18 protein-coding genes are annotated in these 23,070 nt (G+C 68.8%); 9 read left to right on the top strand and 9 right to left on the bottom strand.

Annotation, left to right across the window (positions count from 1 at the left end; genetic code table 11):
- Positions 1-196 precede the first annotated feature (196 nt).
- Genes C556_RS20885 through C556_RS0116705 form a run of 3 tightly spaced genes read right to left on the bottom strand, consistent with a single transcriptional unit; the run spans position 197 to position 3,132 of the window.
- Positions 197-1,411 carry a hypothetical protein gene (locus C556_RS20885; protein WP_018749397.1) on the bottom strand — a complete coding sequence of 405 codons (1,215 nt, stop codon included), beginning with the start codon at positions 1,409-1,411 and terminating at the stop codon, positions 197-199.
- On the bottom strand, positions 1,408-1,749 hold the full coding sequence (locus C556_RS20880; protein ID WP_018749396.1) for a Rieske 2Fe-2S domain-containing protein: 342 nt from the start codon (positions 1,747-1,749) through the stop codon (positions 1,408-1,410). The genes C556_RS20885 and C556_RS20880 overlap by 4 nt, the downstream gene beginning before the upstream one ends.
- A gap of 3 nt (positions 1,750-1,752) precedes the next feature.
- Complete coding sequence (locus C556_RS0116705; RefSeq protein ID WP_018749395.1) at positions 1,753-3,132, bottom strand: iron-containing redox enzyme family protein; 1,380 nt, start codon at positions 3,130-3,132, stop codon at positions 1,753-1,755.
- A gap of 408 nt (positions 3,133-3,540) precedes the next feature.
- On the opposite strand from C556_RS0116705, the gene C556_RS0116700 reads away from it, so the two are divergent.
- The 5 genes from C556_RS0116700 to C556_RS0116680 all read left to right on the top strand — a co-directional run bounded on the left by C556_RS0116700 (position 3,541) and on the right by C556_RS0116680 (position 11,367).
- Positions 3,541-4,872, top strand: coding sequence for an MFS transporter (locus tag C556_RS0116700; RefSeq protein ID WP_051083258.1), 1,332 nt, complete (start codon positions 3,541-3,543; stop codon positions 4,870-4,872).
- A 147-nt stretch (positions 4,873-5,019) separates the two neighbouring features.
- On the top strand, positions 5,020-6,741 hold the full coding sequence (locus C556_RS0116695) for an Hsp70 family protein (RefSeq protein WP_018749393.1): 1,722 nt from the start codon (positions 5,020-5,022) through the stop codon (positions 6,739-6,741).
- Positions 6,738-8,441 carry a J domain-containing protein gene (locus C556_RS0116690; RefSeq protein WP_018749392.1) on the top strand — a complete coding sequence of 568 codons (1,704 nt, stop codon included), beginning with the start codon at positions 6,738-6,740 and terminating at the stop codon, positions 8,439-8,441. Before C556_RS0116695 ends, C556_RS0116690 begins: the two co-directional genes overlap by 4 nt.
- Before the next feature lie 462 nt (positions 8,442-8,903).
- Complete coding sequence (locus tag C556_RS0116685; protein ID WP_018749391.1) at positions 8,904-9,845, top strand: hypothetical protein; 942 nt, start codon at positions 8,904-8,906, stop codon at positions 9,843-9,845.
- 235 nt (positions 9,846-10,080) lie between these two features.
- Positions 10,081-11,367, top strand: a complete 1,287-nt coding sequence (locus tag C556_RS0116680) for a hypothetical protein (RefSeq protein ID WP_020608489.1) — start codon at positions 10,081-10,083, stop codon at positions 11,365-11,367.
- A gap of 44 nt (positions 11,368-11,411) precedes the next feature.
- Here the strand turns inward: C556_RS0116680 and C556_RS0116675 are convergent, their stop codons facing one another.
- The 5 genes from C556_RS0116675 to C556_RS0116655 all read right to left on the bottom strand — a co-directional run bounded on the left by C556_RS0116675 (position 11,412) and on the right by C556_RS0116655 (position 16,321).
- Positions 11,412-12,020, bottom strand: coding sequence for an acyl carrier protein phosphodiesterase (locus C556_RS0116675; protein ID WP_018749390.1), 609 nt, complete (start codon positions 12,018-12,020; stop codon positions 11,412-11,414).
- Positions 12,021-12,067: 47 nt separating this feature from the next.
- Positions 12,068-12,883 carry a carbohydrate ABC transporter permease gene (locus tag C556_RS0116670; protein WP_018749389.1) on the bottom strand — a complete coding sequence of 272 codons (816 nt, stop codon included), beginning with the start codon at positions 12,881-12,883 and terminating at the stop codon, positions 12,068-12,070.
- Positions 12,880-13,773: a carbohydrate ABC transporter permease gene (locus tag C556_RS0116665; RefSeq protein ID WP_018749388.1), complete on the bottom strand. Its 894-nt coding sequence runs from the start codon at positions 13,771-13,773 to the stop codon at positions 12,880-12,882. The genes C556_RS0116670 and C556_RS0116665 overlap by 4 nt, the downstream gene beginning before the upstream one ends.
- Positions 13,770-15,014, bottom strand: coding sequence for an ABC transporter substrate-binding protein (locus C556_RS0116660; RefSeq protein WP_018749387.1), 1,245 nt, complete (start codon positions 15,012-15,014; stop codon positions 13,770-13,772). Before C556_RS0116660 ends, C556_RS0116665 begins: the two co-directional genes overlap by 4 nt.
- A 299-nt stretch (positions 15,015-15,313) precedes the next feature.
- Positions 15,314-16,321, bottom strand: a complete 1,008-nt coding sequence (locus tag C556_RS0116655) for a LacI family DNA-binding transcriptional regulator (RefSeq protein WP_018749386.1) — start codon at positions 16,319-16,321, stop codon at positions 15,314-15,316.
- 327 nt (positions 16,322-16,648) lie between these two features.
- Here C556_RS0116655 and C556_RS0116650 point away from each other — a divergent pair, with 327 nt between their 5' ends.
- Positions 16,649-19,849 (top strand): glycoside hydrolase family 3 protein, encoded by a 3,201-nt coding sequence (locus C556_RS0116650; protein ID WP_083930656.1) that lies wholly within the window; start codon positions 16,649-16,651, stop codon positions 19,847-19,849.
- Between the two features lie 239 nt (positions 19,850-20,088).
- Here the strand turns inward: C556_RS0116650 and C556_RS20875 are convergent, their stop codons facing one another.
- Positions 20,089-20,520, bottom strand: a complete 432-nt coding sequence (locus tag C556_RS20875; RefSeq protein WP_018749384.1) for a hypothetical protein — start codon at positions 20,518-20,520, stop codon at positions 20,089-20,091.
- Positions 20,521-20,651: 131 nt separating this feature from the next.
- On the opposite strand from C556_RS20875, the gene C556_RS0116640 reads away from it, so the two are divergent.
- The 3 genes from C556_RS0116640 to C556_RS23240 all read left to right on the top strand — a co-directional run bounded on the left by C556_RS0116640 (position 20,652) and on the right by C556_RS23240 (position 22,939).
- Complete coding sequence (locus tag C556_RS0116640) at positions 20,652-21,383, top strand: pseudouridine synthase (RefSeq protein ID WP_018749383.1); 732 nt, start codon at positions 20,652-20,654, stop codon at positions 21,381-21,383.
- 72 nt (positions 21,384-21,455) lie between these two features.
- Positions 21,456-22,622 (top strand): branched-chain amino acid ABC transporter substrate-binding protein, encoded by a 1,167-nt coding sequence (locus tag C556_RS0116635; RefSeq protein WP_026263162.1) that lies wholly within the window; start codon positions 21,456-21,458, stop codon positions 22,620-22,622.
- Positions 22,623-22,780: 158 nt separating this feature from the next.
- Entirely contained in the window at positions 22,781-22,939 is a 159-nt protein-coding gene (locus C556_RS23240) for a hypothetical protein (RefSeq protein ID WP_018749381.1), read from the top strand.
- Positions 22,940-23,070: the final 131 nt, after the last annotated feature.

The raw sequence follows: 23,070 nt of genomic DNA, 5'->3' as shown, positions 1-23,070 counted from the left end.
ACACTTCACGACAATGCGCGGCGACTACCCCGACCCGCCGCGCCACGTTTTCTTGACGCGGCTGACAAAACCCTCCCGGCTGCGTCGCGCGGGGGCGCCGAGCCTTACTTGCCGTACTTACCCGTACTGTCTGCGTTTCGCGCTTCTTGCCAGGACCGCTTCGCTGGGTTTTGTCAGCCGCTCTCAACGCACTGTCTCAACCCGGCTCGGCCACCGCGCGCACCGGGGCGCCGCCCAGGCGCGGCAGCACCAGCACGCTCAGCAACAACCCCGCCGCCACCAGCACGAACACCTCCGGCGCGGCCTGCCGGCCGAACAGCCGTTCGGTGATCAGCCCCGCCAGGATCAGCGGCGCCGCACTCTGCATCAGCAGGTAGTAGAAGGCGCTGATCGAGGCGATGCGGTCGGCGTCGGCCGGGCTGCGCGCCAGTTCGATCAGCTTCCTGCGCAGCTGGATGCGCAGGTGATTGATCGAGTAGCCGATCAGGAAGCAGGCGCCGATGGAAACCGCCGCCACGCCCGCATACACCAGCACGGCATCCATCAGCAGGATCAACAGCGGCGGCACGTAATCGGGCACCCGCGCGCTCGGCAGCACCGCCGCCAGGAAGGCGCCGACGCCCGCCACGCCGCTGGCCAGACCGAAATCGGCCGCCGTCCAGTGGTTGAGCGACTGGTAGATCACCGGCGTCAGCGTGTTGAACGCGCCGATGTGAAAGCCGATCATGCCCAGCCCCAGGCACAGCGCCCGCAGCAGCCGGCCGTCCACGCCCTGCACCTGTTCCATGCCGCCGGCGCGCGGCGCCGGCATCGCCGCGCCGGCCACGCGCTCAGCGTGCAAACGCCCCAGCGGCGACACCAGCACCGCCAGCGCCGCCAGGCAGCCGGCCGAGCAGAACACCAGGGCGAAGCGGTCGATGCCCAGGCCTTCCAGCACCAGGCCGCCCAGCGCCGCGCCGCCGAAGGCGCCGAGCTGGATCGCCGTCTGCATCCAGCGCGCCGACGCTTCGCTGCTGACCACCCGCGCCAGCGAGAAGCAGGTGTTCACCGCCTCCAGCGCACTGGTGGTGAAGAAGCCCAGCACCCCCACCAGCAACGCGATCAGCACGAAGCCGTACAGACCGTGGAACAGCCCCGCCAGCGCGCAGCCCAGCACCAGCACGAAGCCGGCGGCACGCATCACCAGCGTGTGCTGGAAATCGAGCATCAGGGTCTTGCCCAGGCGGCGCGCCAGCCGTTGCAGCGAGAACGGCAGCAGCACCGACAGGCACAGCACCAGGCCCAGCGCCAGCGGCGAGCCGGTGATCTTCAGCGACGACCAGAACAGCCCGATCATCAGCCCCATGTCCACGCCGGTGAACAGCGTCACCATGGCGTAGAACGACAGCAACCGCCGCTTGTCCGCGTTCATTGCCCATCCTCGCAGGCGCTCTGCTGCTGGTTCACCGGCAGCAACTCGGTCCAGACGCGGATCTCCTCGTTGCCGGTGACGAAGGAGATCTGGTCGCAGCGGCGGATCGCCGGCAGCGCGCCGCGCTCGATCGAATGGGTGGGATAGGCGTTGTCGTGCCACGGGCAGACCAGCTTGGCGCCGCAGGCCTTGCGCCGCCCCAGGTTGAGCGGGCCGCCGCGATGCGGGCATTCGCTCGGCGCGATCACCGGCTTGACGCCGTTCTGCAACAGGAAGTAGCGGCGCGCGCCGACGGCCAGCGAGTTGAAGCTGTCCAGGGGCAAGGTGGTGATCTTCATCGGTTACTCCAGGCTGGTCACGGTGTACGAGCAGTGGTCGGAGGTGATCACCGAGCCGTGCAGCATGCCGCGCGGAATCACCACGTGTTGTCCGGCGCCGAGCGTCAGTTCGGTGAACGGGCTGGCCACCAGCCGCAGCGTGCCCTTGTCGACCACGAACAGCTCGTTGTTGCCGTGCACGTGGGTGACGGAAAGGTCGTCGCGGCATTCGTGGAAGGTATGGCTGGGCGCGCCGGACGGCGGCTCCGGCATGGGGCCTGGCTGCCAGGCCGCCAGGTCGTCGTGCCAGCCGATGTGGGCGAACAGTTCGGCGTCGGCCACGTCCTGCAACAGGCGGAATTCCTCGAAGCCGCGGATGATGTCCGGCAGCACCTGGTTGCCGTAGCGCAGCACCACCGGCCGGATCAGCTGTTCGAAGGCCATCTTGCCGTGGTGCACGTCGATGTGGGCGTGCTCGTCGAAGTAGAGGGTGTCGACGTCGTCGCCGAACGCCACGCGCATCGCCTGCGCCTGGGCGCGGGTGACCAGCGCCAGGCTGGCCTCGGTGTAGAACAGCGCGCCCAGGTAGCGGAAGAAGTGGCGGTGATTGGCCGAGACGTAATGGAAGTAATTGATCAGCGCCAGCGAGGTGGCGGTGTAGAACTGCCAGTAGTAGTGCACGCCGGGATTGAGGCCGCAATGCGCCATCAGCGTCTCGAAGATCACGCTGTGCTTCTTCTGCGCCACGCCGTAGCCGTATTCGTCGATCAGGATCTTGAACAGCTCGCTCTGCGCCGGCCCGAAATTGCCCAGCACATTGCGCGCCATCGCCGAAGCCTCGCTGAGGAAATCCCCCGCGCACTGGATCAGGAAGAACCGCGCGGCGCTGGCGGGATCGCGCGCCTGGCCGATGCATTCGAGCAGGCCGGACGGCGTGCGGGCGATCTTGTCCAGCACCTCGTCGGCATAGGCCTTGAAGGTATCGACATCCCAGTTGCCGCTGACGCTGACTTCGTCGTCCAGCCAGCCGAATACGTGACGCTCCAGCAATGGGCGGATGGCGGCGCCGGCGCACCGCAATTCATCGTCGTAAAAGGCGTTGAATTCGTCCAATTGCAATTTCTTCTGCTGCGGCAGGAAAATCAGATCCTGTTCGTAGATATTGAGCAGCAGCCGCTGCCCCATCAGATGCGAGGGCTGGTCCAATTCGTCCAGCGTCAATTCCCGGCCGAATTCGAGCTGGCACAGGTCCTGCGGCCGCAACGGGCGCAGGTAAGGGCTTTCGCAATAAAAGCCGTCGGGCTGGTCGAACAGGGGATGACTGGCGAATCTGGACAGCAACTGTTCACGGAATACCTGATCCGGATTTTTATTATTATTGAGCAGCGCATCGATGGAAGACATATGGATTCCCTTGCAGTTCTTCGTTGGAACTTTCCAAAAAATCTTACCCATCCCCTGCCGAGGTTTAAATAAACAAAGCGTTGGATTTTTAGTGAAATTGCGGAAATGAATAGTGAAATCGCCCATGCCGGCGTGCAGCGGCGCGAACCACTGCCGGGAAAACCGCGCCGCGCGGGCGCGGGCGGCCCGGGGCGAATCCCGTAGTCGGGGCCCGTGCGTATAAAAGCCCATTTCGCCCTGGCGCTTTCCGCGATAGGCAGCGTTGCATCGGTGCCCTAGAATCGGGCGCATCGCCAATTCGAGGCACTGCCGCGCCATCACCCCGGCGCGGCCCAGGCACCCGGTATCCCCGCCACGCCCGCAGCGCCCCACGCCATTCCCCATCGCCCCTTTACGCTCGAGAACCAGATGACAACGTCAGTGGATTTGCTGGGTGCGGCCGCTCACCGCAAGCTGGACCGCAACGACTACAAGACCCTCTCGCTCGCCGCGCTCGGCGGCGCGCTGGAGTTCTACGATTTCGTGGTGTTCGTGTTCTTCGCCGCAGTGCTCGGCAGCCTGTTCTTCCCGCCGGAGATGCCGGACTGGCTGCGCCAGTTGCAGACCTTCGGCATCTTCGCCGCCGGCTACCTGGCACGCCCGCTGGGCGGCATCGTCATCGCCCACTTCGGCGACCTGCTCGGCCGCAAGCGCATGTTCACGCTGTCGATCTTCCTGATGGCGATCCCCACGCTGGCGATGGGCCTGCTGCCCACCTACGCCAGCGTCGGCATCGCCGCGCCGCTGCTGCTGTTGCTGTTCCGCATCCTGCAAGGCGCCGCCATCGGCGGCGAAGTACCCGGCGCCTGGGTGTTCGTCTCGGAACACGTGCCGCGCCGCCACACCGGGCTGGCAGTGGGCACGCTGACCGCCGGCCTCACCTTCGGCATCCTGCTGGGCTCGCTGATCGCCACCGCCATCAACAGCGGCTACACCCAGGCCGAGGTGCACGACTACGCGTGGCGCATCCCGTTCATCCTGGGCGGCGTGTTCGGGCTGTTCGCGGTCTACCTGCGGCGCTTCCTGGAGGAAACGCCGGTGTTCAAGGAAATGCACGCGCGCCAGCTGCTGGCCAAGGAGCTGCCGCTCAAGGCCATCGTGAAGAACCACCTGGGCTCGGTGGTGCTGTCGATGCTGCTGACCTGGGTGCTGTCCGCCGCCATCGTGGTGGTCATCCTGTTCACCCCCACCTATCTGCAAAAGCAGTTCGCGGTCGCCCCGGCGCTGTCGTTGCAGGCCAACAGCCTGGCCATCGTGATGCTGACCATCGGCTGCGTGGTGTTCGGCATGGCCGCCGACCGCTTCGGCAGCAAATGGGCGCTGGGCGTCGGCAGCCTGGGCCTGCTGGTGACGAGCTACCTGTTCTACGGCAGCCTGGGCAGCACCACGCCGGGCGGGCTGATCGCCGGTTACATGGTGGCGGGCTTCTTCGTCGGCACCGTCGGCGCCGTGCCCTACGTGCTGGTGCACGCCTACCCCGCCGTGGTGCGCTTTTCCGGCCTGTCGTTCAGCTACAACGTCGCCTACGCCATCTTCGGCGGCCTGACTCCGGTGATGCTGACGATCTGGCTGAAGTACGACACGCTGGCCCCGGCCCATTACGTCGCCGCGCTGGCGGTGCTGGGAGTGGTGTGCGCGCTGGTGCCGATTCCGGGGAATGCCGCGCCCCATCGCGCTTTGCCGCCGCGCGACGCCGCATGACGTCAGGTTGCGGCGGCCATCCGCCGTCGCAATCGTCAGGCCCCGCCAAGCGAAGGCGTGGCTTTTTGCGCAGTGCCCGCATGACAGCTTGGCGTAACGCCGGGACGTTATGGTGAAATGCTGTTTTTTACTTACCTACAAGACAGCATGATCATCGGCATCGATCTCGGCACGACCAATAGCCTGGTCGCCATCTGGCGCGACGGACAGGCTGAGCTGGTTCCCAATGCGCATGGTCATGTGCTGACCCCTTCCGTCGTCGGCCTCGACGAGCAGGGCCGGGTCCTGGTGGGGCTGGCAGCGCGCGAACAGTTGCTGACGGAGCCGCAGCGCACCGCGGCGCTGTTCAAGCGCTACATGGGTTCCGACCATGTGTTCAAGCTGGGGGACCAGCGCTTCCGGCCGGAGGAACTGTCGGCCCTGGTGCTCAAATCGCTCAAGGACGATGCGGAGCGCCACCTGGGCGAGCCGGTCACCGAGGCGGTGATCACCGTTCCCGCCTATTTCAGCGATGCCCAACGCAAGGCGACACGCATCGCCGGCGAGCTTGCCGGACTGCGGGTGGAACGCCTGCTCAACGAGCCCACGGCAGCGGCACTGGCCTACGGCCTGCACCAGCGCGACGACGAAAAGACCTTTCTGGTGTTCGACCTGGGCGGCGGTACCTTCGACGTGTCGATCCTGGAGCTGTTCGAAGGCGTGATGGAAGTTCGCGCCAGCGCTGGCGACAACTTCCTCGGCGGCGAGGACTTCGTTTCGATCCTGGTCGAGACCTTCCTCAAGGGCCCCGGCCGGCCGTTGAAGGACGCCATGTCGCTGGAACGCGGCAGCGCGGCCAACCACCGCCTGGAGCAGGCGTTGCGCCGCGAGGGCGAGCGCGTCAAGCGCGTGCTGGGCGAGCAGGCGCAGGCCGAGTTCGCCATCGACTGGCAGGAGCAGCGCTACAGCTGGACCATCGGCGACGAGCATTTCGCCGCGCTGGTCGAACCCCTGCTGGCGCGCCTGCGCCATCCGGTGGAGCGCGCGCTGCGCGACAGCCGGCTCAAGCTGTCCGACCTGCACCAGGTGGTGCTGGTCGGCGGCGCCTCCCGTATGCCGCTGGTGCGCAAGCTGGTGGCGCGCATGTTCGGCAAGTTCCCGGCCGTCCACCTCAACCCGGACGAGATCGTGGCCCAGGGCGCCGCGGTGCAGGCCGGCCTCAAGATGCGGGATGCCGCGCTCGAGGAAGTGGTGATGACCGACGTCTGCCCCTACACCCTGGGCATCGAGGTCTCGCGCCGCTACAGCGCCACTCACGTGGAGAACGGTGTGTACCTGCCGATCATCGAGCGCAACTCGGTGGTGCCGATCAGCCGCAGCGAAACCGTCAGTACCATGTCCGACAACCAGCGCCTGGTCACCGTCCGCATCTTCCAGGGCGAATCGCGCAGCGTGGGCGACAACGTGTACCTGGGTGAGCTGGACATCAAGGTGCCGCCCAAGCCCGCCGGCGAGATCTCGCTGGAAGTGCGCTTCACCTACACCCTCGACGGCATCCTCGAAACGGAATGCACGCTCGATTCCGGCGAGCGGCACCGCCTGGTGATCGAGAAGAACCCCGGGGTGCTGGACGCCGAGGAAACCGAGCGCCGGCTGGCCACGCTGGCCGCGCTCAAGACCCATCCGCGCGACCAGCTGGAAAACACGCTGCTGCTGAATCGCGCCGAACGGCTCTACCAGGAGCGGCTGGGCGGGGAACGGGAATACGTCGGGCACCTGATCGCGCAATTCCGCGCGGCGCTCGAATCGCAGGACGCCCGCACCATCCTGGACGCGCGCCGCGAGATGCAGCGGCGACTGGACGAACTGGCCGGGGAGCTGCTGCTGTGAACGACATGCCGTGGTCCCTGCTGGGGCTGGAACCCACCGACGACCTGCGCGCCATCAAGCGCGCCTACGCCAGGCTGCTCAAGCGCATCGACGCCGAAACCGACCCGGATGGCTTCCAGCAACTGCGCGGCGCCTACGAGCACGCCTGCTACCTCGCCAGCGTATTCGAACGGGACGATGCCGATCAGGACGAGCACGACGCGCCGCCGCCACCGCATCCGGCGCAAGCGGCACCCGCCGAAGCCGTGGCAGCCGAGGCCATGCCATCGACACTGGCCGCCAGCCCCCTCGCCGACGATGTCGCCCTGCTGGTCGCCGAACTGGGCGAAGCGGATGGCGACAAGGCCATCGCCCGGCTGAACCGGCTGCTGGGCCAGGCGCATTGCACCCTGCCCGGAATGCGGCAGGCGCTGGCCGAAGCCGTGCTGCACGGCTGCGCCAGCGCCTCGTCGCCCAGCGTGGCTTTCCTCGAACATGCCGCCCGGACATTCCACTGGCTCGACCCGGTCGAGACATCGGAAGCCGTACAAGGCGCGTTGCGGTCGGTGAAGGCGCACTGGGCGGCGCAGCAGGCGACCCGGATCGCCGAGCTGTTTCAGCCTACCCAGATCGGCCCGGGGATCAAGTTGCTCGAGCAATTGCAGCGCAGCGACTGGATGCAGGAACTGGGCACGCGGGACCACTTCCAGTTGACCCTGATGCGGGCGCTGCTCGACCACGAAACGCCGCTTTGCAACCTGGACAAGATCGTCGAACTGCTGCAATGGTCCGACGATGTCCGCCATTTGCAGTTGCTCGATCCCGGCGTGGTCTATGGCTTTCGCCAGCACTATCACGCGCGGCGCAGCGTAGCGGAATCCGAAAGCTTTGAAACCGGGCTGCGTCAACTGGCGCAGGAAAACACGCGGGCATCGCCGGACGTGTGGTCCCGGCGCAAGGCAGCCCGGCAGGTACTGGCCCCGTTTTCGCCGTGGCGCGCGCGGCTGGCCTCGGTGACGAAGGATGTCCAGGACTACGCCCGGCATTTCGTCGGGGAAATCGATGCCCGTTATCCCGTTCTGGCGGAAAGGCTGGATACCCGCACCCTGGCGTTCTGGCGCGACGAGCATCCGCATTTCACCCAGGCGCCTGGCTTTATCCTGACGTTCCCCGGGGTGGTCCTGGCCATCGTGCTCTACACCATCGCCGAGAGCCACTTGCCGCCCTCGACCCTGACCACCGTCTCGATGCTCCTGCTATGGGCCACGCTGACCGGCTTGTTCCCGCTGGCACTGACCTTCTGCTGCCAGATCTGGCTACGGATGCGTCCCCGTCTCGAACGGATCAACTATGCGTTGAGCCTGCGGCTGCTGCCGTCGGCATGGCACGGCCTGCTCGATCATGGCTTCAGCACGTTGAGCTGGCTGCTGTGGAGTTCGCTATGGGGCCTGTTGATGGTGGTCATCAGCGGTTTCTTCCTGCCGGACGAGGGATGGACCTGGTCGGCGGCCTATCATGCGCTGCTCTGGGCATTGGTTCCGGGTGCCCTGCTTCTGACCAAGGCGGTGGTCAGTTGGAAATGGCGGACTCAGTGGTTTCCCCCCAAGCAGTACGCGCCCCGGCAAGCCACCCTGACACGCGGCTGGAACTGGGCCAGTACGTTTTGGGTATTCATCGGGATTCAAATGGTCCTCCGCATCGTCCGCGCGCTGGTGGAATAACCCGAAAACGAATCGACTTTCACCGTAGGGCGAAGGTCGATTCGCTCCGGCAAGCGAGCCACCGCCGCGTGTCTCGCGAGCCGGGACATAAAGCACCCATGGCAGTCGATCGTGCCTGTCGTGGCTGCGACTCCAGCCATTCCCAACCAATGAAGTCAGCAAGTTAGGCACAATTCATGCATTTGGCATGTAAATTGCATGCCTGCCGGCAATCCGTTGCCAACGATTGCCATGTCCTCCCATAAGCGCAACCGCGCGGAAAACCCGCCTCCAGGCAGTGCCTCTCCAGCCCGCCCCGACAGTCCTCGCGATTTCGACGCACGGCGGACCAGTCTTCCGCTGCCGCCGGGATCGCTGGCCGCCCCGACGCGCGGCCCCAGCGCCTTGGGCCCGATGCCGCCACCGCCCCATACCGCCGTGGGCGGCCCGGCCCACGCGATGCATCCGACCGGGGCGGGATTCATGCCCGGGGTCGATGCGCCGCCCGCTGCCGCGGCGGCCGCCGCGCCGGCGCGGCGGGCCCGCGCAGCCGTGGCCATGCCGGCCGAAGAAGGTCTGGGCCGGGTGGTTGACGAGCACGGCGTTCGTCGCAGCGCACGGGCCCAGGCGATCGAAGCCAGGGAGACCGCCGCGCTGATGGCGCGCGTCCCCGCCGCCGGCGACACCCACTTCGGCCACGACATGACCGCGGGGGTCGAAGCGGCGCAAGCGGATTACCGGGCCGGCCTGCGCAGCGATCCCGACCAGCGCGCGGCGCTGCGCCGTACCATCGATCGATCCGCCCGGACCAGCGCCGACCTGAGCCAATTGCTGCCGGGGGCGATGCGGCAGCATGTGGAGCAGCACCTGGGCGGCGGCAACACGGTCTCGCAGGACGATGGCCGGGTGCATCCCGAGCGCGGGGGCGCCTACGCGGGGGCGATGTTCACCAGCTCTCACGTGCGCGGCCGCGGCATGGCGGCCGGTGGCGAGGAAGGCAAGCAGACCGGCAGGCCGCGCAGCCCCCAGCCCAGCGACGCGGACGGGCCGGCGGATCGCACCCATGCCTCGCCGCATGCGCTGGTCGGCGCGGAAAGCAACGATGTCCGCACCGTGTGGGCGCGCAAGTCCGCCAACCTGATCGTCGATGGCCATATCGAGCGCGTGGCGCAACAGAGTCACGAGCGCGGCGATCACCTGACCATGGTGGTCCGCGCCGATACCCACGACCGTTCCTCGGTGGGCGTGCTGAGCCAAGGCGCGGCCGGCGGGGCATTCACGCTGCATTCGGCGCAATACCAGCGCCGCCCCACGGCCGCCGGCGTGGCGCCCGCAGCCCCGGCCGCACCCGCCGCGCCGTCCGCCTCCGGCCCGGGCGGCACGCATCATGCGCCGCCGGGGTCATCCGGCGGCGGCTCGGGCTAGGGCGTGTCGTCAATTGTTTCGCGACAGCGAACGGCTACGCTTCGTGCAGTGCCGCGAGCCAGGCCGCCCATGGCCATGAGGAGGAAAAACGCCTCGCCGGGTGGATTTGCACCCACCCGCCGCGGCGCGCCCGCCGTGCCGGCGAGGCAAATCAAGGGTTTGCCGGGCGCCGTTCGCTGCGCGGTGCTGGCACGCATCGTGATAGCTCTGCGGTATCACTATCCCCTTACCCGTCATGAGCAGCAGCAAACGCGTCAAGCGCGATGAAGAAAGCGGTACCCCGTCGATCCCCACCCGGCCGACCTCGCCGCGCGATACCGACAAGCGCCGTACCAGCCTCAACGTATCGCCGATCGCAACCGCTCCGACCGCGAGCAGCAGCGGGCTGACGCCGCGCACGCCGATCCGGCGCTCGACCAAGGCCGTCACCCCGCCGTCCCTGTCGCCCACCGGCTCCGGCTTCATGCCATCGGTGGGCGGCGGCACGGCCTCGTCCAGCAGTTCGAGCACGGTGACCTTCCCCGCGATCACGGCGCCGTCCACCTCGTCCAGCAGCGGCTCGGGCGAGGATCTGGGGCGCATGACAGGGGGCGGCAGCCGCCGGCTCGCCAAGCTGAAGCAACAGGAAACGGTGCGCAAGCTGGAGAACGCCCCCCAGCCCGGTGCCTCGCATTTCGGCATCGATGTCAGCACCCCGGTGTGGTCGGCGCAGCGGCAATACCAGGCCAAATCCGGCGGCAGCGACAAGAACGAGCGCGAGGACACCCATACCGAGATCCGGGAAGCCGCGGTCAGCAGCACCCGACTGAGCGAGCTGCTGCCGAACGGGATGCGCCTGCACGTCGAGGCGCATCTCGCGCAGACGAGCGTGCCGGTATCCCAGTCGGACCTGCGGGTGAATGCCAGCGACGGCGGCAGCTACAGCGGCGCGATGTTCACCAGTTCGTATGCCCGCGAGCGACCGGATGGCGGCCGGAAAAAGAAAAGCGACGACGAGACGTCGAAGCGGAAGAAATCCAGCGCCAAGGCGCAGGAAAAGATCACCCAGGACCCGAGCAGCCCCAAGCCGTCCGACGACCACGGCCCGTTCCACCGGGCCCATGCCTCGCCGTTCGATGTGGTGGGCGCGGACAGCAACGACGTGCGGACGGTATGGGGACCGCAGGGCGGCAACCTGATCGTGGACAAGCACATCGAGAGCGCCGCCATCGCCAGCAAGAAGCGGGGCGACAGCCTGACGATGCTGCTGCGTTCCGACACCTACAATCGGTCCTCGGTCGGGGTGCTGAGCCAGACCACCCCCACCGGCCCGTATACGCTGGAAGCGGCGCAGTACTCGCGGCGCCTCGGCGGCGGCGCTGCCACGTCGAGCAGCGGCGCGTCGTCGAGCACCACCCCCGTGGTCACCACGCCGACCGCGTCCAGTTCATCCTCCGGCACCTCCACCCCGCCCGGTACGCCCGACGGCGGCAGCGCCAGTTCGTCGGGGTCCGGCACGTCCCGCCGACGCCGTCGTAAATAGCGGACGGCGGCCACTCCCCGATCAGCGCGGGCGGGGGCGTGCAATCAACCGGCGCCCCGCCCGGCATCGCGCCGGGCGCGCCAGTCGTCGGCGAACGCGCGCGCATCGGGCAAAAAGGCCAGGAAATCGGCCTCGAACTCGCCGTAGCGCTCGCCCAGCTCGGCGCCGCCGCCCGCCAGCGGATTGGGCTGGCGCAACCGGCGCTCGGCCATACGCTCCAGCGCGAAGGCGACATTGGCCGGATCGCGGTACGAGCTGAGCCAGTCGTGGCGCTGCATCGCCGGCAGCACGGCGGCCAGCGGTTCGGGCAGCCAGCGCGCCTCGCGCGCCACCTCGGCGTAGGCATCCCGGGCGAACGCCTCCAGCGGGCGCGGCACGAAGCGCGTCCAGTGCAGCGCCAGGAAATGGTCGTAGAACAGATCGACCATGATGCCGGACACCCGCCGCCGCGCCGCGCTGACCCGGGCGCGGCTGGCGCGGAAGGCCGGATGCCCCTCGGCCCAGGCATCGATGGCGCGATGCAGCGCCACGCCGTCGGCCAACGGCTGCGGCAGGCGGCCGGGCAACGGCCCTTTGACGAAATCGCCCATCAGGCCGCCGACGCGATCGGCGGACGAAGTACCGGCAAGGTAAAGGTGGGCAAGGTAGTTCATGGCGGTGCGGGCGTGGGGAACGGCACGATGATACGCCGCGCGCCGCGCTACTCCTCTCCCGAGATGCCGGCGGCGAAGCCGGCCATCAACTGGCGCGACGCCACCGCGAACAGCAGCAGCAACGGCAGCGCGGCGATGGCCGAACCGGCCAACAGCGCGCCCCACTGGGTATCGAGCTGCGCCTGCAAGGTGCGCAGCGCCAGCGGCAGCGTGTAGTGCTCCATGCTGCGCATCACCACCAGCGGCGCCACGAAGTTGTTCCACGAGCCGACGAACACGATCAGCCCCAGCGCGCCCAGCGCCGGACGGCACTGCGGCAGCGCGATCGACCAGAAGATGCGCCATTCGCCGCAGCCGTCCAGCCGCGCCGCCTCCAGCAGGCTGCGCGGCAAGGCGTGGGCGATGTAGTGGCGCATCAGGTAGACGCCGAAGGCGCTGGCCGCGCCGGGCAGCCACAGCGCGCGCGGCGCGTCGATCCAGTGCAGCGCATCCAGCACCAGGTAGGTGGGCACCATCGCCAGGTACGGCGGCAACATCATGCTGACCACCACCAGCACGAACAGCGGGCGCTGACCGCGAAAGCGGTAGACCGCGAAGGCATAGCCGGCCATCGCGCACAGCAGCAGCGCCAGCGCCGTGGTCAGCGTCGCCACGTACAGGCTCATGCCGACGTTGCGCCAGAACGGCAGGCGCTCGCGCAGGATGGCCAGGTTGCCGGCCAGCCCGTCGCCGAACCACAGCGGCGGCGGCGCCTGGAAGATCTCGGCGCGGCCGTGGGTGGCGAACACCAGCATGCACCAGAACGGCAGCAGCATCAGCGCCGCGCCGGCCAGCACCGCCGTCCACGCCAGCCAGCGCCTCATGGCGCTTCCTCGCGGCGGAACGCGCGGTGCGCCGCCCAGCCCAGCAGCGCGATGGCGACGCACAGCAGCCACGCCATGGCGGCGGCGCTGCCGAAATCGCCGAAATCGAAGGCGGTGCGGTAGAGGTAGATGGCGGTGGTGGCCGCGGCGCCGCCGCTGCCGCCGCGCCCGTCCTGGGTCAGGATGAACGGCTCTTCGAACAGTTGCAGGCCGCCGATCAACGACAGCGTGCCGGCGAACAGGATGGTCGGCCGCAGCAGCGGCAGCGCCACGTGGCGGAACTGCCGCCAGCTGCCGGCGCCGTCGAGCGCGGCGGCCTCGAACAGCGCGGGCGACACGCCTTGCAGCGCGGTCACGTACAGCAGCGTGTTCCAGCCGACGTAGCGCCAGAACACCACCAGCGCCACCAGCGGCTTGAGCAGCGCCGGGTCGTGCAGCCAGTCCGGCGCCAGCGGCAGGCCGGTGAGCCGCTGCAATGCCTGGTTCACCAGGCCGTAGTCGGTGGCGAACAGCGTGGCGAAGGTGAGCGACACCGCCACGCTGGCGGTGACGAAGGGCAGGAAGTACGCCCCCAGCAACCAGTGACGTACCCGCCCGGCGCGACGATGCAGCCAGAACGCCAGCGGCAGCGCCACCAGGTGCTGCGGCACGCCGGCGGCCAGCGCCAGCCACAGCGTGTTGCCGAACGATTGCCAGAACCACGGGTCGGTCAGCGCGAACACGTAGTTGTCCAGGCCGACGAAGCGCGCGCTGGCGTAGCCACTGGCCGGGTCCCAGGCGAACAACGACAGCGCGGCGGCGAACAGCGGTGGAAAGGCGCCGAACACCACGAACAGCAGCAGGAACGGCGCCAGGAACAGGTACGGCGCCCGCTGACGCGCGGCGGTCACGGGCGGCGCACCCGGCGCTCGATCAGCCGGCGCGCGTCGGCGAGCGCGGTGGCGATGTCCTTGCCGTCGTCGAGCACGCGATCCAGCTCGGCGTTGACGATCTCCTCGGCCACCGGGTCCAGCCGGTGCACCGTCAGCGCCGGCATCTCGGCGGCGGCCTCGCGCCAGAACAGCCGCGCCCGCTGCCCGCCCAGGAACGGCATCGGCTGGGCGAAGAACGGGTCGTCCTGCGCCGTGCGCAGCGCCGGAAACGCATTGAGCCGGGGCGACTTGAACGCGGCCAGTTGCAAGGCGCGATCCATGGTCAGCAGCTGGATCAGCTCCCACGCCAGCGCCTTGTTGCGGCTGGCGGCGGGGATGGCGTAGAACGAGCCGCCCCACGCGGCGCGCGTGCCGCCGGGCAGCCGGGTCACCCGCCAGCGGCCGTCGGTGCCGGGCGACAGCCAGTCCTCCAGGTGCCCCACCAGCCACGCGCCGCCGGGCTGGCTGGCGACGCGGCCGGTGCGCAGCGCGGCGCTCCACTCGGCGGAATACGGCGTCAGGCGCGCATCCAGCCCCGCCACGCGCGCGGCGCGTGCCAGGGTGAAGGCGCGCACGAAGCGCGGCGACTCCACCTGCGGCTGGCCTGCGGCGTTGAAGTACAGGCCCTCGCCGTCCTTGAGCCCGCTGCGCAGCACGATGTCCTTGATCTCGCGCGGGTGGGCCAGCAGGAACACCCCGGTGGCGGCCTTCAGCCGGCGCCCGGCGCTGAGGTAGCGCTCCCACGAGGCGGTGAAGTCCGCCTCGTCGATGCCGGCGCGCGAAAAGATGTCGTGGCGGTAGAACAGCCCGCCGGGCCCGAGGTCGGTGGGAATCGCCACGATGCGTCCGCCGTTCTCGGCCTGGGCGAAGGCGTAGCGCACAAAGCGGTCGCGCAGCCTGCCCGCCCGATACGGCGCGGCGGCCAGGTCGGTCAGCCCGCCGCTGGCGGCGAAGCGCCCCAGGTAGCCGACCTCGACCGCCATCACGTCCGGCAGGCCGCTGCCGGCCGCCAGCGCGGTGGTCATGGCGTTGTGGTGATCGACGTAGTTGCGGGCGATGAACTTGAGCGGCACGTCGGGATGACGTTGCCGCCACAGCGGCGTGACCAGGCGGATCGCCTCGTCCAGGTTGGGATAGACGGCCACCGTCAACGGCTCGGCCGCCCGCGCGCATAGTGCGACCCCCGCCAGCACCAGCGCGATCACGATACGGAACGACATCTCGACTCTCCTGCGCAACGCCGGCCGTCGCCGGCGATGCACGCGCCCAACGCTGGGGCGCCTCTTCTGTCCATCCTGTTCGAGAACCGGGTTGCGGCCTCGACTGTCGGGCGCGCCGGTCATCGTGGCGACCCCCGGCTGTTGCCGGCTGGCCCGCGCGTCGCGGCGGCTGCGTCCTTATACCCGGTGGTTATCACCACGGCCGCACCGCTGCGCGATGTGGGTGGCTGTCGATCCGCCGCCCCCCGGTTGGGCCGCGGTGTATTCCGGCCGGCAGCGCCGGCGGAAGGTGGAAAAACTCAGGCCGGCGCTTGCGCCGAATCGCGCACGATCAGCGACATCGGCAGGTCCAGTGCCGGCGCGGGGCGGTTGTCGATCAGGTGCAACAGCACCCGCGCCGCCAGCCGCCCCAGCTCGTGCGCCGGCTGGCGCACCGTGGTCAGCGGCGGCGTGGTGTAGAGCGAGCCCGGCAGGTCGTCGAAACCGACCAGCGAGATATCCTCCGGCACGCGCAGGCCGCGCCGGTACAGCGCCAGCCGCGCGCCGACGGCGGACTGGTCGTTGGCGGCGAACACCGCGGTGAACGGCACGCGCGCATCGAGCAGGCCATTCACCGCGTCGAGGCCGCCGTTCTCGTTGAACTGACCGTCGACCACCAGCGCGGGGTCTTCGGCGATGCCGGCCTCTTGCAGCGCGCGACGATAACCGGCCAGCCGGGCGCGCGCGTCGGCGTGGCCCTGCACCCCGGCCAAGTGCGCGATGCGGGTGTGTCCCAGGTCGATCAGATAGCGGGTGGCGGCGTAGGCGCCGGCTTCGTGGTCGAGGTCGATCGAGATCAGGTGCGGCGCGGCGAGGGTGCGGCCGGTGACGGCCACCGGCACGCGCTCGGCGGTGGCGATCAGCGCGTCGTCGGGGATCATGCCGGTCAGCACGATCACGCCATCGACCCGCCGGTCGACCAGCAGCGCCACCTTGCGCGATTCCTCCTCGGCATCCCAATGGCCGCTGACGAACAGCGGCGCGTAGCCGGTGCCGGCCAGTGCTTCCTCGATGCCCTTGAGCGATTCGCTGTAGAACGGGCTGGCGATGTCCTGGGTGAGCACGCCGATGGTCAGCGAGCGCCCGCGCGCCAGGCCCTGCGCCAATACGTTGGGACGGTAGTCCAGCCTGGCGATGGCCTCCTCCACGCTGCGACGCTTGGCTTCGCTGACCCTGGCGGTGCCGTTGAGGATGCGCGAAACGGTGCTGGGCGACACGCCGGCGGCGCGTGCCACCTGGTCGAGCGTGGTGGTGGGTCGGTCATTCATGAGCCGGCATTTCGACAGCTTGCGTCAGTGCCGTCAAGCGCCGCGACGAGCGGTGTTTCGCCGTCTGCGCACGTCGCACCAAAACAACCGTCCGTCGTGCTGGCAGCGCACCATCGTGGTTCGCCGGCTAAGTTTCCCACGCAATTTGAAAGCGCTTTCATTCTTGTCGCGCCCCATTACGGGCCACGCGCCGCCCTGCCGGCGCGCCGCAGGTCACGCCCCCCGGCATGCGGCGCGCCGGATCGGAACGGCCAGCCTGGCCGGGTGCGCGTTGCGGTCGGTCCCCAACCCATGCCTGCGTCCACGGACCAGGCTCCAGGAGAACACATGAACCCAGTACCATGGCGGCTACGGCTGTGCGCCGCGGCGCTCGTCACCCTGGCATTCGCCGGGTGCGTGCCCGAGGAAGAACAACCTCCCATCCCACCGAGCCCGGAATTGCAGGACTGGCCCACCATCCATAGCGCGATCCCCAAGGACCCGGCCATCGAGGCCAAGGTCGAGGCCCTGCTTTCCGGCATGACGCTGGCCGAGAAGGTGGGACAGATGACCCAGGTGGAGATCGCCGAGGTCACGCCGGACGAGATCCGCCAGTACCACATCGGCTCGGTGCTCAACGGCGGCGGCTCGTTCCCCGGCCAGAACAAGGGCGCGGCGGTCGCGGACTGGCTGGCGCTGGCCGATGCGCTGTGGACGGCGTCGATGGACCCGGCCAACCCGCACCAGATCCCGCTGATGTGGGGCACCGACGCGGTGCACGGCCACAACAACGTCAAGGGCGCCACGCTGTTTCCGCACAACATCGGCCTGGGCGCCGCCCGCGATCCGGCGCTGATGCGCCGCATCGGCGCGGTGACCGCGCGCGAAGTGGCCAGCACCGGCATCGACTGGGCGTTCGCGCCGACGCTGGCGGTGGTGCGCGACGACCGCTGGGGCCGCACCTACGAGGGCTTCGCCGAGAACCCCGAGGTGGTCGAATCCTACGCCGGCAAGCTGATCGAGGGCCTGCAAGGCCAGTTGGCCAAGGATGCCAAGGCCAACGAGAAGGTGATCGCCACCGCCAAGCACTTCATCGGCGACGGCGGCACCAGCCAGGGCAAGGACCAGGGCATCACCGTGGCCACCGAGCAGGAACTGATCAACCTCCACGGCCGTGGCTACTACCCCGCGCTGAACGCCGGGGCGCAGACAGTGATGGCGTCGTTCAACAGCTGGCAGGACAAGGCCGCCGGCGAAGGCGCCAAGGCCTACAAGATGCACGGCAGCAAGTACCTGCTCACCGACGTGCTCAAGACCAAGATGGGCTTCGATGGCTTCGTGGTGTCGGACTGGAACGGCAACGGCCAGCTCACCACCGGCAACAGCGACAGCCCGCGCAATTGCAGCAACTCGGATTGCCCGCAGGCGATCAACGCCGGCATCGACATGGTGATGGTGCCGTACCGTGCCGACTGGCAGGCGTTCATCGCCAACACCATCGCCAGCGTGCAGAACGGCGAGATCCCGCAGGCGCGCATCGACGACGCGGTGCGCCGCATCCTGCGCGTGAAGTACCGCGCCGGCCTGTTCGACAAGCCCAAGCCGTCGGCGCGCCTGACCAGCCAAGAGGTCGGCACCGCCGAACACCGTGCGGTGGCGCGCGAGGCCGTGGCCAAGTCGCTGGTGCTGCTGAAGAACAACGACAAGCTGCTGCCGCTGTCGCGCGAGGCGAAGATCCTGGTCGCGGGCAAGAGCGCCGACAGTCTGTCCAACCAGAGCGGCGGCTGGTCGCTGACCTGGCAGGGCACCAACAACACCAACGCCGACTTCGGCGGCGGCACCACGCTGTGGAGCGCCATCCACGCCATCGCGCCCAACGCGGTGCTGGATGCCAGCGCCGACGGCGCGCTGGGCAGCCCGGACTTCGACGCCGCCATCGTGGTGATCGGCGAAACGCCGTACGCCGAGGGCCTGGGCGACATCGGCAAGAACAAGACGCTGGAGCTGGCACGGCTGCGGCCCGAGGACATCGCGCTGATCGACGCGCTGAAGGCCAGGGGCGTGAAGAAGATCGTCACCGTGCTGTATTCGGGGCGGCCGCTGTACGCCAACAAGGAACTGAACCGCTCCGACGCCTTCGTCGCCGCCTGGCTGCCGGGCACCGAGGGCGACGGCATGACCGATGTGCTGTTCCGCACCGCCAGCGGCGGCGTGAACCTGGATTTCCAGGGCAAGCTGCCCTACTCCTGGCCCGCCGCGCCGTGCCAGACCCCGCTCAACGTCGGCGACGCCGACTACGCGCCGCAGTTCGCCTACGGCTACGGCCTGAGCTACGGCCGCCCCGCCGAGGTGGCGCCGCTGCCCGAACCCAGCGCCGACATCGGCTGCGGCGTGACCGACGGCGGCGGCGTGGCCGATACCCCGCTGGCGATCTTCGACCGCGGCAACCAGGACGACTGGCTGATGAAAGTGGCCGCGCCGTCGCTGTGGAGCGGCGTGCCGGTGGTGCAGGCCACCAGCGCCAGCACCGCCACGCCCAACGGCGAAATCACCGCCACGCCGGTGGACGACCGCAACGGCAGCCAGTGGGGCGCGGTGAAGGCCACCTGGCACAACGCCGAGGGCCAGCTCTACATCCAGACCGCGGTCGAGGCGGAGGGCAAGAATCTTCAGGGCTATCTCAACGCCGGCGGCGCACTGGTGTTCGATGCGCGGCTGGGCGTCGCCCCGAGTTCGCCGGTGAAGGCGCGGATCGACTGCGTCTACCCGTGCATCGGCGAGATCGACGTCACCAGCGCCATCGCCGCGCTGCCGACCGGCACCTGGACCGAACTGGCGATCCCGCTGCAATGCTTCGCCGACAAGGGCACCGACTTCACCGTGGTCAACACGCCGCTGCTGCTCTACAGCTCGGGCACCTTCGAGATTGCCGTGGGCAACGTGCGCTGGGAGCCCAATCGCGCCGGCAACGTGGCGTGCGACGGCGCCAGCAACGCACCGGTGACGCCGGTGAACGCCAATATCGACGTGTTCGTCGACGGCAACGCCGACCCCGCGCTGTTCGACGATCCGGGCAGTTGGTCGTACGGCGGCGGCAGCATCGCGCTGGACAAGACGCTGGTGGTCGACGGCGAGAAGGTGCTCGACGTGGTGTTCAACGGCGTGAGCGATGGCGGCGGCAACGGCGGCATCTTCTTCCAGACCCGCTCGCCCAACCTGATCGACGGCGCCGTGGCGCCGGACGGCGGCGTCGAGTTCGAGTTCCGCGTGCTGGACTACGGCAGCAACACCCAGGGCTTCTGGGTCAAGATGGTGTGCGAGCGCAAGCCCGACTTCTGCCGCACCGGCGACCTGAAGACCGCACTGGGCCACCCGCCGCTCAACAACTGGGTCACCGTGCGCCTGCCGTTCGCCGATGCCGGCTACGATCCGAGCTGGAATGCGGCCAGGCTGAGTTCGGTGCTGGAACTGCTGCCCGCCTGGGACGACCAGGGCGGCACCATCCACTTCCAGATCCGCCGGGTGAAGCTGATCCACGATCTGCCGTAACCCGCCGGGCGCGGCCATCCGCCGCGTCGGGCAAAAAAGGAGCCGGCTCCCATCAGGGGCCGGCTCCTGTCGCTTGCGCAAGGGGTTCGATCGATTCGCCCTAGCGACTGCGGCATGCGGGCCATCCGGTCACGCCGGTCTGCCTGCCGTAGCGCCACGCATCGCGCGGCCCGCGTCGCGGCACGATGGGCGGCGCGGCCGGTCGCCGCGGCCGCCTCGCCAGGCTCGGATGGGCGAGATCAATCGCGACCACGGCCATGACCGCGCGGGCTGTGATCGTAGCCGCCGTCGCGGCCGTAGCGCTTGTCGTCGCCACCGCGGTGTTTCCAGCGGTCGTCGTCCCAACGTCCCTTGTCGTACGGCCCGCGATCCCAGCGCTCGTGTTCCCAACGCGGCCCGCCCCGGTACGGCGGCGGAGGCGGCGGGCGATACCAGCTGTGGCGCATCCAGTAGCCTTCGTCCCAGCGGCGATGCGGCCCGTAGTACACCCAGCGGCCGGGCCGCCAGTAGTAGCCATAGCGTGGCGGCGGCACCACCACCGCGTAGGGTGGCGGTGGCGGATACCCGAAACGGATGTCAACGTTGACCTCGGCCTGGGCGGTGGGCACCAGCGCCAGCCCGGCGCAAAGCGGCAGGCAGCGGATCAGGCGTTTGATCCAGAGGGTGTTCATGGTGTGGCTCCTTTCGACATCGCGCCCCATGGCGCTACTGTGTGCATCCCCTGGCGCCCATAACGCCCACCGCGCGCCGGCCGATGACGTCGATGATGTGAGCGGCACCACAGCCGGGCTATCATCGCGCCATGTCCGCCCTGCCCCTGCTGTACCTCGACGACCACCTGGTGGTGGTCCACAAGCCGTCCGGCCTGCTGGTCCACCGCACCTCGCTGGATTTCCACGAAACCCGCTTCGCCCTGCAACTGGTGCGCGACCAGTTGGGGCGGCGCGTCTATCCGGTGCATCGGCTGGACAAGGGCACCAGCGGCGCACTGGCGTTCGCGCTGACGCCCGAGATCGGGCGCGCGCTGAGCACGCTGTTCGAAACCCGCCAGGTCGACAAGGATTACCTGGCGGTGGTGCGCGGCTGGCCCGACGAGGCCGGCGAGATCGACCACCCGCTGGAACGGCGCCTGGACGACGCCGAGATCTGGGGCGGCCCGCTGCCCAGCGGCGCCCAGGACGCGCTGACGCGCTACCGCCGGCTGGCCACGGTGGAACTGCCATGGGCCATCGACCGCTATCCCAGCAGCCGCTACGCGCTATTGGCGCTGCATCCGCTGACCGGCCGCCGCCACCAGTTGCGGCGACACCTCAAGCACATCAGCCACCCCATCATCGGCGACGCCACCCACGGCAAGGGCCACCACAACCGCGCCTTCGCCGAAGCCTTCGGCGTGCGCCGGCTGTTGCTGGCCAATACCCGCCTGGCTTTCGTCCATCCCGCCACCGGCCAGCCGCTGGACCTGCGCTGCCCGCTGGCCGACGACTACGCCAGCGTGCTCGATGCGCTGGGCTGGGGCGCGCACGCACGCTGAACGCCGCGCCCTTTGCATCGTCCCCCCGGAATCCGCTACAACGGCAGTGGTTTATCCATCAAGGGGAAGACAATGAAAACCAAAAGTTTAGGGGTGGCGCTGCTGGCGTTTCTCGCGCTGGCAGGTTGCGGAAGGCAGGCGGAAAAGGCGGCGGACAACGCGTCGGGCGTCGCCGAGATCAAGATCGGCTTCGCCGCGCCGTTGACCGGCAACCAGGCGCACTACGGCAAGGGCTACCAGAACGGTGTGCAGATGGCGATCGACGACGTCAACGCGGGCCATCCCACGCTGGGCGGCAAGCCGGTGAAGTTCGTGCTCTATGCCGAGGATGACCAGGCCGATCCCAAGAGCGCCACGCAGATCGCCCAGAAGTTCGTCGACATGAAGATCGCCGGCATGATCGGCCACTTCAATTCCGGCACCTCGATCCCGGCCTCCAAGATCTACGCCGACGCCGGCATCCCCCAGATCGCCATGGCCACCGCGCCCGACTACACGCAGCAGGGCTACAAGACCACCTTCCGCTCGATGACCTCCGACACCCAGCAAGGATCGGTGATGGGCCGCTTCGCGGTGGACAAGCTCAACGCCAGGCGCATCGCGGTGATCGACGACCGGACCGCCTACGGCAAGGGCCTGGCCGACGAGTTCGAGAAGGCCGCCGTGGCGGCGGGCGCCACCATCGTGCGGCGCGAATTCACCACTGACCGAGAAACCGACTTCTCGTCCATCCTCACCTCGATCAAGGCCACCCAGCCGCAACTGATCTTCTATGGCGGCACCGACGCGCAATCGGGCCCGATGGCGCGGCAGAAGGCGCGCCTGGGCATGGCGATCCCGCTGATGTCGGGCGAGATGACGCGCTCCGATACCTTCCTCAAGCTGGCCGGCGGCGAGGCCGAAGGCACCATCGCCTCGCTGGCCGGGCTGCCGCTGGAACAGATGCCCGGCGGCGAGGATTTCGCCGAGCGTTACCGCGCCAAGTACGGCGAACTGGAGATCTACACCCCCTACGGCTACGACGCCACGCGGGTGCTGCTCCAGGCGATGAAGCAGGCCGATTCGGCCGACCCGGTGCGCTACCTGCCCAAGCTGGCGCAGATCCACTACGCCGGCGTCACCTCCACCGACATCGCCTACGACGCCAAGGGCGATCTGAAGGATGGCGCGATCACGGTCTATCGCGTGTCCGGCGGACAATGGAGAGTGCTGGAAACCCTGGGCGGCGGCACCAAGTAATCATCCTCGCCCACCTTGCGGAAAAGCCGGCCGACGCCGGCTTTTTCGTGGGCGTCGCCCCGCCGGCGCCGTGCAGCGGATCGCGCAGGGCGGACGACGATACCCGGCAGCGGCGGCGCATCGTACAATCGCCGCCTTCGTTTCCCGGGAACACCGCCATGACCATGAAACGCACCGAGCTGGAAAAGCGCAGGGGCCTCAAGATCAACAACAAGCTCAAGCAGGACAGCGCCGCGCAACACGGCGCGCAACACGGCGGCGCCAAGCAGGCGCAGCCGCTGAACCCGCTGCTGGGAAAGCTGCTGGGCAAGCGCTGAGGCAAATCGCCCGTCACGCTAGAACGCCAGATGACGGGGCCGGCCCATCGGCCCGCCAACCCGGCGCGCCCCGACGCGGGCAAGACGAGCGCGCCGTTCCTCGTGTCCGATGAACCGTATCGCTTGCGCGC

Source organism: Chitiniphilus shinanonensis DSM 23277 (assembly GCF_000374805.1).
GTDB lineage: Bacteria > Pseudomonadota > Gammaproteobacteria > Burkholderiales > Chitinibacteraceae > Chitiniphilus > Chitiniphilus shinanonensis.
Note: the sequence above shows the minus strand (reverse complement) of the source record. Positions and strands in the feature narration are given on the sequence as shown.

What these genes read in the sequence shown, in the direction of transcription:
- C556_RS20885 (WP_018749397.1), bottom strand. Translation starts at nt 1,411, where the DNA reads ATGAACGCGGACAAGCGGCGGTTGCTGTCGTTCTACGCCATGGTGACG.
- C556_RS20880 (WP_018749396.1), bottom strand. Translation starts at nt 1,749, where the DNA reads ATGAAGATCACCACCTTGCCCCTGGACAGCTTCAACTCGCTGGCCGTC.
- C556_RS0116705 (WP_018749395.1), bottom strand. Translation starts at nt 3,132, where the DNA reads ATGTCTTCCATCGATGCGCTGCTCAATAATAATAAAAATCCGGATCAG.
- C556_RS0116700 (WP_051083258.1), top strand. Translation starts at nt 3,541, where the DNA reads ATGACAACGTCAGTGGATTTGCTGGGTGCGGCCGCTCACCGCAAGCTG.
- C556_RS0116695 (WP_018749393.1), top strand. Translation starts at nt 5,020, where the DNA reads ATGATCATCGGCATCGATCTCGGCACGACCAATAGCCTGGTCGCCATC.
- C556_RS0116685 (WP_018749391.1), top strand. Translation starts at nt 8,904, where the DNA reads ATGCCCGGGGTCGATGCGCCGCCCGCTGCCGCGGCGGCCGCCGCGCCG.
- C556_RS0116680 (WP_020608489.1), top strand. Translation starts at nt 10,081, where the DNA reads ATGAGCAGCAGCAAACGCGTCAAGCGCGATGAAGAAAGCGGTACCCCG.
- C556_RS0116675 (WP_018749390.1), bottom strand. Translation starts at nt 12,020, where the DNA reads ATGAACTACCTTGCCCACCTTTACCTTGCCGGTACTTCGTCCGCCGAT.
- C556_RS0116670 (WP_018749389.1), bottom strand. Translation starts at nt 12,883, where the DNA reads ATGAGGCGCTGGCTGGCGTGGACGGCGGTGCTGGCCGGCGCGGCGCTG.
- C556_RS0116660 (WP_018749387.1), bottom strand. Translation starts at nt 15,014, where the DNA reads ATGTCGTTCCGTATCGTGATCGCGCTGGTGCTGGCGGGGGTCGCACTA.
- C556_RS0116655 (WP_018749386.1), bottom strand. Translation starts at nt 16,321, where the DNA reads ATGAATGACCGACCCACCACCACGCTCGACCAGGTGGCACGCGCCGCC.
- C556_RS0116650 (WP_083930656.1), top strand. Translation starts at nt 16,649, where the DNA reads ATGAACCCAGTACCATGGCGGCTACGGCTGTGCGCCGCGGCGCTCGTC.
- C556_RS20875 (WP_018749384.1), bottom strand. Translation starts at nt 20,520, where the DNA reads ATGAACACCCTCTGGATCAAACGCCTGATCCGCTGCCTGCCGCTTTGC.
- C556_RS0116640 (WP_018749383.1), top strand. Translation starts at nt 20,652, where the DNA reads ATGTCCGCCCTGCCCCTGCTGTACCTCGACGACCACCTGGTGGTGGTC.
- C556_RS0116635 (WP_026263162.1), top strand. Translation starts at nt 21,456, where the DNA reads ATGAAAACCAAAAGTTTAGGGGTGGCGCTGCTGGCGTTTCTCGCGCTG.
- C556_RS23240 (WP_018749381.1), top strand. Translation starts at nt 22,781, where the DNA reads ATGACCATGAAACGCACCGAGCTGGAAAAGCGCAGGGGCCTCAAGATC.